This is a genomic window from Brevundimonas sp. (assembly GCF_032107865.1).
Taxonomy (GTDB): Bacteria; Pseudomonadota; Alphaproteobacteria; order Caulobacterales; family Caulobacteraceae; genus Brevundimonas.
The window spans coordinates 1-1224 of sequence record NZ_DAMCNG010000294.1; the positions used below are offsets into that span (position 1 = coordinate 1).

The 1224-nt window shown below is 69.6% G+C and carries 2 protein-coding genes; both read left to right on the forward strand.

Annotation, left to right across the window (positions count from 1 at the left end):
- The coding region (gene tsaD, locus RT567_RS15745) for a tRNA (adenosine(37)-N6)-threonylcarbamoyltransferase complex transferase subunit TsaD (protein WP_313577167.1) at positions 1-900 on the forward strand (900 nt) is incomplete at its 5' end.
- 41 nt (positions 901-941) lie between these two features.
- Positions 942-1224: NAD(P)-binding domain-containing protein (locus RT567_RS15750; protein WP_313577168.1), on the forward strand; the 283-nt coding region annotated here is incomplete at its 3' end.

Genomic DNA, 1224 nt, shown 5'->3' on the forward strand with positions numbered 1-1224 from the left:
GTGGCGGCGACGGCGGGGCCGGGCCTGGTCGGCGGGGTCATGGTGGGCCTGTCCTACGGCAAGGCGGCGGCGCTGGCGCGGGGGCTGCCTCTGATCGCGGTCAACCATCTGGAAGGCCATGCGGTGTCGGCGCGGCTGGGGGCGGAGACGCCCTATCCCTTCCTGCTGCTGCTGGTGTCGGGCGGGCATTGCCAACTGCTGGAGGTGCGCGGCATCGGCAACATGAGCCGCCTGGGCACGACCATCGACGACGCGGCGGGCGAGGCCTTCGACAAGATCGCCAAGGCGATGGGCCTAGGCTATCCGGGCGGCCCGGCGCTGGAGAAGCTGGCGGCGAGCGGCGATGGGTCGCGGTTTGAGCTGCCGAGAGCATTGTTGGGGCGGAAGGACTGCGACTTCTCCTTCTCGGGACTGAAGACGGCGGCCTCGCGTCTGGCCCAGACCTGCGAGACGGAACAGGATCGGGCGGATCTGGCCGATGCGGTGCAAAACGCGATCGCGCGCCAGCTGGCCGAACGCACTGAACGGGCGATGAAGGATTACGCTGAGGCGCATCCGGAACTCACTGACGGCGCCCTCAAGCAGCCGAGCGCCGCGCGCGAGGCGGTAGGGCAACAAGAAAGACTGTTCGTGGTCGCCGGGGGCGTGGCGGCGAACAAGATGATCCGGCGCACGCTGGAGGACCTGGCGACCAAACACGGTTTCGCCTTCCTGGCGCCGCCGATGGCCTATTGCACCGATAATGCGGCGATGATCGCCCTGGCGGGGGCCGAGCGGCTGGAAAAAGGCATGACCTCCGACATCGATGTCGCCGCCCGGCCGCGATGGCCTCTGGACGAGACGCGCGCGAGCGTTGATCCTGTGCACAAGAAAACGGGCCGCAAGGGCGCCAAGGCTTGAGCGGCCTGGCTCTCGGCGGGGGTCGGGGGACCGGAGAAGACATGGAATTTCATACGGCAGGCGTAATTGGCGGCGGCGCCTGGGGCACGGCCCTGGCGCAGAGCGCGGCGGCGGCGGGTCTGGCCGTCGTCCTGCAGGCGCGCGAGCCCGAGGTGATCGAAAGCATCCGCGCGCGCCGGATGAACGACGCCTTCCTGCCGGGGGTCGAGCTGGATTCGGCCATCAACGTCACCTCGGACCTGGCGGACCTGGCGGACTGCGACCTGATCCTGGCCGTGCCGCCCGCCCAGCACATGCGGGCGACGCTGCAGGCCTTTGCGCCCT